Genomic DNA, 9,454 nt, shown 5'->3' on the forward strand with positions numbered 1-9,454 from the left:
GATTCAGACAATGTATTTTCCATCCTGTAAATCCTTGAATCATGGACATCCTGATTCAGACAAGATAATCTTACTAAGACCAAGAATCTAAATCCAAAGACTGCATTCCTTCGCTTTTAACATAATCTAACAAACCTCCCAACTGCCGCCAAATAAAGAAACAAGTTAGCAGACTCATAGGTAAACCGATACTTAAAGCCATTCCTAAAGGAAACCCAAATATCTCAAAACCAGAACAAAGAAATAAGCAAGAACCACCAGTAATACCAATAAATGGTACTAATAATTGTTTATAAAAAGAACGAGTATTAGTCTTTTCTTTAGGAGATTTATCCTGTGGCCATTGTTGGACAATTACCTTCAATGTTCCAGATAAAGCTAACCCAGAAGTGAAAGCAGTGAGAAAACCAACTAATAGTAAAAAATAAGGCGGTTGCAGAGGGTAATAGTACATTAAAACTCCTGGTTGTTATGAAAATTCATTTTTATTTGGTAACAGATTATTTAGCTAAAATAGCTGCTACACCTTCTCTAGAGAACTCTGTTAACAGGCTAATGGCGACATTTAGTAAACGATTTGGGGGTAAATCGTCCTTGACTAAATCCCACAAACGTTGGACTTCTTCTGTGTGCAAACGGTCATCTTCAGTGATAGCTAAAACCAACTGACGACGGATAAATTTACCCTCTTCGGAAAGGATGAATTCCAAACCCATCTTCGCTGTTGGTAAAACATCGAAATTGCTATCAGTGCGAGCAATAGTAATCAGATTTTCTAACCTTTGCCACTGAAATTTACCATCTTTAAACAACACATTCAATAGCCGTCGCCTTAATGCGGGAGATTCCCCAGTTAATAATCGTCGGGCGATATAGGGATAACCAACTTCCACAATTTTGAAATTGGGGTTTAGACTCAGCGCAATTCCTTCTTGTGTCACCAAAGAACGAATAATTAAAGCAAACTTTGCCGGTACACGGAAAGGATATTCATACATCAATTCCGAAAACTCATCGGTAATGGTTTTGAAGTTGAAATCTTGGACATTTTTACCAATAGCATTTCCTAATACCGCTTCTAATGCCGGCACAATAGGGGCAATATTAGTATTAGCTGCCAAAAAGCCCAATTTGACAAAATCTGCCGCTAAATCAGCGTAATCCTTATTTACCAAATGCACTAAAGCATCAACTAAACTTTCCTTAGTGGTTTCCTCCAACTGATCCATCATACCAAAATCAATGTAAGCCATGCGACCATCGGCCATAGCGAACAAATTCCCAGGATGAGGATCGGCATGGAAAAAACCATGCTCTAATAGTTGTTGTAAACCAGTAGTTACACCTATTTGAATGATTGATTCTGGGTCTAAACCTACAGATTGAATATTCTGAGTATCTGTGAGTTTAAAGCCATTAATCCATTCTAGAGTTAAAACATGAGTGCTGGTATAATTCCAGTAAATACTGGGAATTTTTACCTGGGGGTCATTACGGAAATTATGGGCAAACTTTTCCGCATTGTGACCTTCATTGATGTAATCAATTTCCTCAAATAACTTTGTGCCAAACTCGTCCACAATTAAAGTTAAATCATGACCGAGATTGAGCGGTAGCCAGGGAGCAAGCCAACTGGCAACCCAACGCATGAGATACAGGTCTTTTATCAGTAACGGGCGTAAATTGGGGCGTTGTACCTTGACTGCCACTTCCTCGCCACTGAGTAAGCGACCCCGGTAGACTTGACCCAAACTAGCCGCTGCTACAGGTTGAGGGGAAAGTTCCCGAAAGATTTCGCCAATTGAGCGATTTAATTCTGTTTCAATGATCTGATATGCCAGATCATTATCAAAAGGTGGTAACTGGTCTTGTAACTTGATTAGTTCTGCTAAGAAATCTTTGCGGATTAAGTCGGGACGAGTCGAGAGGGCTTGACCAACTTTAATAAATGTCGGACCCAGATCGGTAAGTAGGGTTCGCAACTGGGTAGCGCGTTTCCCTTGATTTTCCTCTACCTCGTCTTGCCAGTCGTCCCACTTGAGACTGAATATAAATCCGGCAAAAGACCAGATTATTCTCAGTAGTCGCCCCCATACTAACCAGGGACGGTAGCGAAAGTAACGATTGGTAGCTGCGCTTGCCCAGGGCAACGCTTCTGGATTATACTGCTTTAATTCATCAGATTGATACTGACCCACGCCTTTATTTGCCTCTTCAACTGGGAAATTTACACCGTCGCCTTGATTATGAATGCTAACTTAGTTGTTGGCACAGGAAAATGGTACTTTTTAGTTTAGAAAGAAACTTTAACCGGATCTAGGAGCAATAGGTGAAGAAATAAGCCTATTTAGCTAGATTTATTGATCTTTTTCTTAATTATACTTTTTGACACTCCCCGGTCTAAAGACACGGGGATTCCTGGTTCAATGAGACCACTTAAACTAGACTCCTTGCGTTATCTAGCTCAGAGGTGGGACTCTCCCCAAGCGTTAACTTTCGGTCTGCCCGACCGTAGTTGCCTGCTAGGAGGAAGCTAGAACAATGCAGTAGAACCGCATAGATTTAATTGTCAAGGTACAGATTGCCCTTAGGCAGTTAGGTTTTTATACAGGTTGATTACCATTCCTGTTACAAGTAGTGTAACACAAGTCACTGGAGGAAGACAGCCTCTAATTGGCTTTCATCCCCGGCTTAAAAGACATTAACCCCTAAAAATCCTAAAAATTTTTAGGGGTTAATTCCGGGGTTTTCAGCCTATTTTCCTATAAAAGTACAAACTTTTTGTATGTATTTGGGGTATTTTATCTTTTTTTAATGACTAAAGCCTTTCCGTAATGTAGTTAATTTTGACACCACCCAGTCAGAAATATCAATCAGCTATGCAAATAACCAGCAGTGAAATCCAAGCTATGCGGGAATTAATGCCAGATTATGCGTCACAATAATAATTAAAACTATGTAATTTATCTTCACAATGTCCCTCTCCCAGCTTACCCCCACTCTTTCCTCTCCCCACACCCCCACAGAAACCTACTGGGGATATGATTATGATTTGGTTATAGTCGGTGGTGGAATTGTCGGTTTAACCTTAGCCGCTGCTTTGAAAGACTCTGGTTTAAATATCCTCCTCATTGAAGCTAGAGTGGCATCAGCCGCAGTGGCTAAAGGACAGGCTTATGCTGTACATATGCTGTCCGCACAAATTTTCCAAGGAATTGGTTTATGGGATAAAATTCTCCCTAATGTTGCCAAATATAACCAAGTTCGTCTCTCTGATGCTGATTATCCCGATGTAGTCAATTTCCAAACTGCTGATTTAGGGACACCAGAGTTAGGTTTTGTAGCGGAACATTATGCACTGTTAGAACCGTTACAGGAATTTGTGCAAAGTTGTCCAAATGTAACTATCTTGTGTCCAGCGGAAGTAGTAAGTAAGCAAAATGAGAGAGATATAGTTACTATTAATATCAAAATTGGCGACGAAAATCGGATAATTCGCAGTAAATTGTTAGTCGCTGCTGATGGTTCAAAATCTCCCATTCGTCAAGCTGCGGGAATTAAAACTAAAGGTTGGAAATATTGGCAATCATGTATTGTGGCCTTTGTGAAACCAGAAAAATCCCACAATAACACCGCTTACGAAAAATTTTGGTCTAGTGGTCCCTTTGCCATTTTACCTTTACCGGGAAACCGTTGTCGCATTGTTTGGACTGCACCCCATGAAGAAGCAAAAGCTTTGTGTGCGTTGAATGATCAGGAATTTTTAGCGGAACTAACTAAACGCTATGGTCAGCAAATGGGTAAATTGGAATTATTGGGAGAGAGGTTTATTTTTCAGGTACAGTTAATGCAGAGCGATCGCTATGTTCTCCCTAGATTAGCATTAATTGGTGATGCCGCCCATAATTGTCATCCCGTCGGTGGACAAGGTTTAAATTTGGGGATTCGTGACGCAGCCGCATTAGCTGAAATTATCCAAACAGCACATAAACATCGTCAAGATATTGGCAATATTTCCATTCTCAAGCAATATGAAAGTTGGAGAAAAAAAGAAAACCTCGCAATTTTAGGTTTCACCGATTTATTAGATCGAGTTTTTTCCAACAACTTCTTACCAATAGTCATAATTCGCCGTTTGGGTCTATGGATTATGCAACGAGTTCCCATTGTTAAAATATTTGCTCTGAAATTAATGATTGGATTAAAGGGAAAAACTCCTGAATTAGCTAAACGGTGAAATTACCAAAACCAAAATATCGTAGGGTGCGTCAGACTCGATAACTTAGCCAGCCATAAATAGATTTTGACATCTGACGCACCTTAAAAATGTACTTCTTGTAATATTTAACAACATCAACCTAATAACTAAGGAAAGTGAGAGATATCATGACTCAAACTTTAGAAAATGCTCTTAATTTAGGAGAAGAAGAACAACGATTCTACCGTCGTGGAGTAACTTGGGAAAAGTTCCAAGCAATTCAAAAAGCATTTGAAAATGTCCCAGGAGTGCGTTTATTTTATTGTGAAGGAGTTTTAGAAATCGTGAGTATTAGTAAACCACATGAAGCAATTAGTAGTTTAATGGCTGCACTACTAACCAAACACTTTGAAATAGAGGAAATTGAATTTTTCCCCAGTGGTAGTTATTCGCAAATTGTTCCTGGTATAGTTGAGTATCAAGCCGATTTATCCTATTGTTTAGAAAATGATAAAAATAGACCAGATTTATGTATTGAAATTGTTATTACTAGCGGAAGTCCTATCAAACTGAAGAAATACAAATTAATGCAAGTTCCAGAAGTTTGGTTTTGGGAAGATGGAACTTTAGGAATTTACTGTTTACGACAAGAAGAATATGAGAAAGTCAATAATAGTGAATTGTTGCCAAAATTAGATTTATCTTTATTGAATCGTTGTCTTTTGTTATCTTCCCCCTTAGAAGCAATCAAAGAATTTCGTCGAGGGATTTAATGGTTATTCCTCGTTTCCTCGTTCCCAGGTTCTACCTGGGAATGCAATCAAAAGGCTCTGCCTTATGCTAACATTAATATGAGGCAGAGCCTCATTAACCGTATTCCCTGTCAGAGACAGGGAACAAGGAACAAGAATAATTTAAACTTCTAGTTTTTCCTTACCTGCATTCAAAGCCACAACATCTTGTAACCTCGAAAGCACAAAAGACTTCTCCAGATAAGAAAACAAACCACCAGCTTTTGGACCCTTTTCTTTATTTAAAAAAGATAGATACAAAGCCTTAAAAGCAATTGGTTGTTGAATCCCTAACTCCTTAGTAGTCGAGAAAATTATAGTTTGTAATTCCTCAGCTTCCCAATTAGGAATATTTTGCAAATTCTCCATCAATTTTTGCAAATAAGCAACTTGTTCCGCATTAAAATCATTAGCTTTTTCGGGAACTTGTTCCAAATAAAGAACTAACTTTTCTTCTTCATCTGCATAATCTTGTAACCACAATTGTGCAGCGGCAATCCTTTGATTAATAATTTGCTGATCATACTCAGTTAAAGGCTGTGGACTACGTTGAACAACCTCATCCTGAATATTTAAACGCGGAACTTGCAACAAAGAAATCAGGGTACTAAAATCAAAAGGTTGGAAAGTTTTAACTTCATCCCCTAGCTGTGCGTAAAATAACGGCATTAATTCCTCCGTTAATTCGGGAGATTTAGAATACTTGTTGATTAAAGTATCGTAATCTCTAAATAAACGAGTAGTAGTTTCATAATTTGGCGCGAAATTAATGACAGTTCTTGGCTGAGTCCGCAACATTAAAAAGCGCAGTAATTCAGGAGGAAGTAAAGCCGCAATTTCTTTTGCACCCGAACCTACACCCTTAGAAGAACTCATCTTTGTCCCATTCACAAGAATAAATTCATAGGGAGAATGGAAAGGAGGTTGCTTTTGTAAAACCTTGCGACTAATCGCATTAGCAACATCACGAGAACCACCTTTTTGAGAATGATCCTTCCCAGCCATTTCGATAGTTACACCTAACACATCCCACTTCGCTACCCATTCAACCTTCCAAGGTAATTTACCATTACCATTAAAAGGAGAAACCCAGCCAGAATGTCCACAACCTTTTACATAGTCAGTTGCATCGGGTTTGCAGGTGTAAAATACTTCTGAACCGTTATAATCTGTAGTGACAGTTGTGGCAATCTTACCGCAATTTTCACAAATAACTTGAAAGGGATACCAGTTATTTGGACGGTCAGCTTTACTTACTTCTTTATATGCTTCTCTCACCAAATGGGCATTTTTCAAGAAAGTATCAATATAGGAATTAAGCTTTCCAGAACGATATAAATCCCGGAGAAAATAAGTTTCTGGTTTAATTCCTAAATACTCGAAAACTTCAAAAAATTCACCAATGAAATATTTAGCATAATCACTAGCATCATCACCAGGAGAAGGCACATTACATAGCGGAAAACCCAAATAAGGAGAAAATTTTTCCTGATCTAAGTATTTTGGAACTGTATCCAGTGCGTCATAGTCATCCACACCATACAAGAACTTGACGGGCTTACCTGCGTGTTTCAAAGCCCGGTAAATCACGTCATGGATAACCACACCCCGCAAAGATCCAACGTGTACTCTTCCTGATGGAGTCTTAGAATCATTAACTACCTGGTAGCCTACTGCATCAGCAGCGATTTTATCAGCCCAAAACATTTGCTATTTATCTTTTCACAATCCATCCATTTTAACTTTTGTCATGGAGAATAATCTCATTGTTGACTAAGTTCAATAATATTTCTATCTGGATCTTTAATAAAAATCGCCGCCCGACCAGAAGCACTAGCTTGAAAAGGATAATTTTTAGTGATTAACTCATCTTTCACAACCTGCAAATCAACCACAGCAAAAGCAATATGAGGATTTTGCCCCCATTTTTCCTGTTGGTTATCTGTGGGTACAGTAGGTGCGACAATCAGATGCAGTTGATAATTACCAATTTGATACCAGACACCGGGATATTTTAAAGGACGTTCTACTTTATTTAATCCTAATACCTGGCTATAAAAATATTCCGAACGTTCTAAATCAGTTACTAGAATAGCAGTGTGAAGACTCTGTATAATTTGCATTTTTTTTTAAATATAATACAATTTTATCTGTCAAATTAGGACTTATGTAATTGATTAAAAATATATAAAGAAATACGACCTATATTTTTTATTAAATCATCATCAATTTTGACATTCCCTTTCCTAAATATGCAATTTATTTTGTACCACTACTTATTATAACGTTAAACTGTGGAATAATTCTTGTGGAATTACCCTAATTGTTTTTATGTCCGCAAAAGAATCTGATCTAAAAATTCAGGCTCAAGTAATATTAGATGCAATAGCTTTTACTCCCTTTGAGCAATGTCAACCCTTAAACCGCAGGTTTGATAACATACCCGTAGTCCTGGCATTTACGCTATTAGACACAAAACTGAAGGATTACTTTACATTGGTAAAGCACAAAATCTATGTAGTCGTTTCAGTGGAGGTCACAAAGCTTTTTTATGGGCATGGCTAGATAAATATAGAGACGAAGATGTGCGTATTGCAGTACAACCAATTTCTCATTGGGAAAATCCTGGGCTATTATTGGAGTTAGAAGCAATTATCCTCAGAGCTACTGAACCTCCTTACAACGTTCAAATACCAAGTGAGCAGTAACATTATGCAAGTAGAACTTTTAGAGCAACTTTCCGCTACTGACGCTAAAATTATCTTAGAATGCTTACCAGAAAAAATCAAAGCAGCTTTAATTGCCCGTGCTGTTGAAATTGACTATCCAGTAGAAGCTATTATTGAAATGGCGATCGCTAGTTTCCTAGATAGCGAAGCATTAGGTTTCGCAGACTGCAAACCAGGACGAGGACAATAGCAAACAACAAATATATATTAGTATTATTGAAAACTAATATATGGTCACTAAAATCATATACAAATCTGCAACTATTGTAACTGTTGTCATGGAGAATAAAATCATTGTTCCATAAATTGACTCAGTTGGATAATATTGCAATCGGAATCTTGAATAAAAATTGCAGACTCTGTATAATCTGCCTTTTTTTGTTTTGTTAAAATCAGTAAATTGACTTAAAACCGATAGATTTCAGTTAAAAATAATTGTAGGTTGGGTAGAACAAAGTGAAACCCAACATTTCTAAGATTTTGTTGGGTTTTGTTTATTAACCCAAATTACACATATATACGCGAAAATGAGCAAGTTTTGACGATAAATGCAGAATAAATACCCGGGCTAAATCTTGTGGCGCGGGCATCCTGCCCGATGGAATTATACAAACTTATTCCATAAGCTGTTACGCAGCTAAATTTGATATTTCGTAGCCTAGAGTCCTTGCCGTAAGGCTTTCGGGCAAAAAAAGTAAATGCGTAACAGCTTACTAAAAAATTTTGTCAACTATCTTAAGACAGATTGCTATCTCTTACTAATTGTGGAAAAATGAAACCGTATTCTCCGATCTAAAGAATCTGGAAATGCAGCCTCTATCTCATAAAAACTCATAACAACTCATAACAACATAAATGGCATTTTGGGTTTTGTCACGTTAGTATTTATTAATTACATTTTCAGTGCCACAGTGTTTTTTTTAATACCATATATTGATTATGCAAATATTATCGGTGTTTTGTCTTTAATATATTATTCGCTGACTATTATTCCTACTATAATAAAAACACTTTTTCCGAATTTTTATAAGCAACAATATATTTGGAAAAGCTTGATGAAAAACCGACGTTACACAGGTGTTACTGCTTTTTGTTTTGCTTGGAATCACGCTGCATTATTGATTTGGGAAAAATCTTTAAATTTCTTAGATTTCAATACTTGCCTCCAATACTTTCAAGGCTTATCATCAATTATCATTTTCACTATTTTAGCCATAACATCTAATGACGAAAGTGTTAGAGAACTTAAAAAAAATTGGAAAAAAATACACAATTTAACCTATCTATGTTTGTTTATACTTCCCTGGCATATTTTAGATAAAATGTTCGGACGCTGGAGTTATCTCACTCCCTTTGCGGTTATTTTATCTATTAGTTTATCTTTGCTTTTTGTGACTAGAAAAATAATTGAAATCAAGGAACAGTAACTAGTAGTTTGTCAAGATAAAAATGATGGACTGTAGTGTGAGCGTCTCGCTCACGCGGGCAAGATGCCCGCACTACCAAAAACCCGTTAAAATAAATTTGACAGACTACTAGTTACATCCCTTTTCTTGACACCTTATTCATCTTCAATTAATTTTACTCAGGTACTTAATAACCAAAACAAAACCCCCTCTAAAAGAATAGAAGGGGCATTGTTGTTAAATAATAAACCTGGCATCGAGCTATTTTCACGGAGGGCTACCCCTAAACTATCGTCGCCGCAGCAGCGTTTCACCTCTGAGTTCGGGAAG

General features: G+C 37.3%; 9 protein-coding genes. 5 read left to right on the forward strand and 4 right to left on the reverse strand.

The genetic code is table 11. The annotated features are described in order from the left end of the window. Window positions 1-73: 73 nt before the first annotated feature. Together AN490_RS08740 and AN490_RS08745 are read right to left on the reverse strand one after the other, a co-directional pair. Complete coding sequence (locus tag AN490_RS08740; RefSeq protein WP_015079123.1) at window positions 74-454, reverse strand: hypothetical protein; 381 nt, start codon at window positions 452-454, stop codon at window positions 74-76. A gap of 46 nt (window positions 455-500) precedes the next feature. Continuing rightward, complete coding sequence (locus AN490_RS08745; protein WP_300001858.1) at window positions 501-2,198, reverse strand: AarF/ABC1/UbiB kinase family protein; 1,698 nt, start codon at window positions 2,196-2,198, stop codon at window positions 501-503. A gap of 776 nt (window positions 2,199-2,974) precedes the next feature. Here AN490_RS08745 and AN490_RS08750 point away from each other — a divergent pair. After that, complete coding sequence (locus AN490_RS08750) at window positions 2,975-4,237, forward strand: FAD-dependent hydroxylase (protein WP_300001860.1); 1,263 nt, start codon at window positions 2,975-2,977, stop codon at window positions 4,235-4,237. Between the two features lie 149 nt (window positions 4,238-4,386). After that, window positions 4,387-4,971 carry a Uma2 family endonuclease gene (locus AN490_RS08755; protein ID WP_300001863.1) on the forward strand — a complete coding sequence of 195 codons (585 nt, stop codon included), beginning with the start codon at window positions 4,387-4,389 and terminating at the stop codon, window positions 4,969-4,971. Between the two features lie 141 nt (window positions 4,972-5,112). Here the strand turns inward: AN490_RS08755 and lysS are convergent, their stop codons facing one another. Continuing rightward, window positions 5,113-6,696 (reverse strand): lysine--tRNA ligase, encoded by a 1,584-nt coding sequence (gene lysS / locus AN490_RS08760; protein WP_300001866.1) that lies wholly within the window; start codon window positions 6,694-6,696, stop codon window positions 5,113-5,115. A 56-nt stretch (window positions 6,697-6,752) separates the two neighbouring features. Further along, on the reverse strand, window positions 6,753-7,112 hold the full coding sequence (locus tag AN490_RS08765; RefSeq protein ID WP_300001869.1) for a VOC family protein: 360 nt from the start codon (window positions 7,110-7,112) through the stop codon (window positions 6,753-6,755). Window positions 7,113-7,484: 372 nt separating this feature from the next. Here AN490_RS08765 and AN490_RS08770 point away from each other — a divergent pair, with 372 nt between their 5' ends. The 3 genes from AN490_RS08770 (at window position 7,485) to AN490_RS08780 (ending at window position 9,145) form a co-directional block, all read left to right on the forward strand. Further along, window positions 7,485-7,697 carry a hypothetical protein gene (locus tag AN490_RS08770; RefSeq protein ID WP_300001894.1) on the forward strand — a complete coding sequence of 71 codons (213 nt, stop codon included), beginning with the start codon at window positions 7,485-7,487 and terminating at the stop codon, window positions 7,695-7,697. A 4-nt stretch (window positions 7,698-7,701) separates the two neighbouring features. After that, window positions 7,702-7,908, forward strand: coding sequence for a hypothetical protein (locus AN490_RS08775; RefSeq protein WP_213711729.1), 207 nt, complete (start codon window positions 7,702-7,704; stop codon window positions 7,906-7,908). Window positions 7,909-8,581: 673 nt separating this feature from the next. Continuing rightward, window positions 8,582-9,145 (forward strand): ferric reductase-like transmembrane domain-containing protein, encoded by a 564-nt coding sequence (locus AN490_RS08780; protein ID WP_300001874.1) that lies wholly within the window; start codon window positions 8,582-8,584, stop codon window positions 9,143-9,145. Window positions 9,146-9,454 lie beyond the last annotated feature (309 nt).

Origin of the sequence: Anabaena sp. AL09, from assembly GCF_001672255.1 — a bacterium.
GTDB lineage: Bacteria > Cyanobacteriota > Cyanobacteriia > Cyanobacteriales > Nostocaceae > Dolichospermum > Dolichospermum lemmermannii.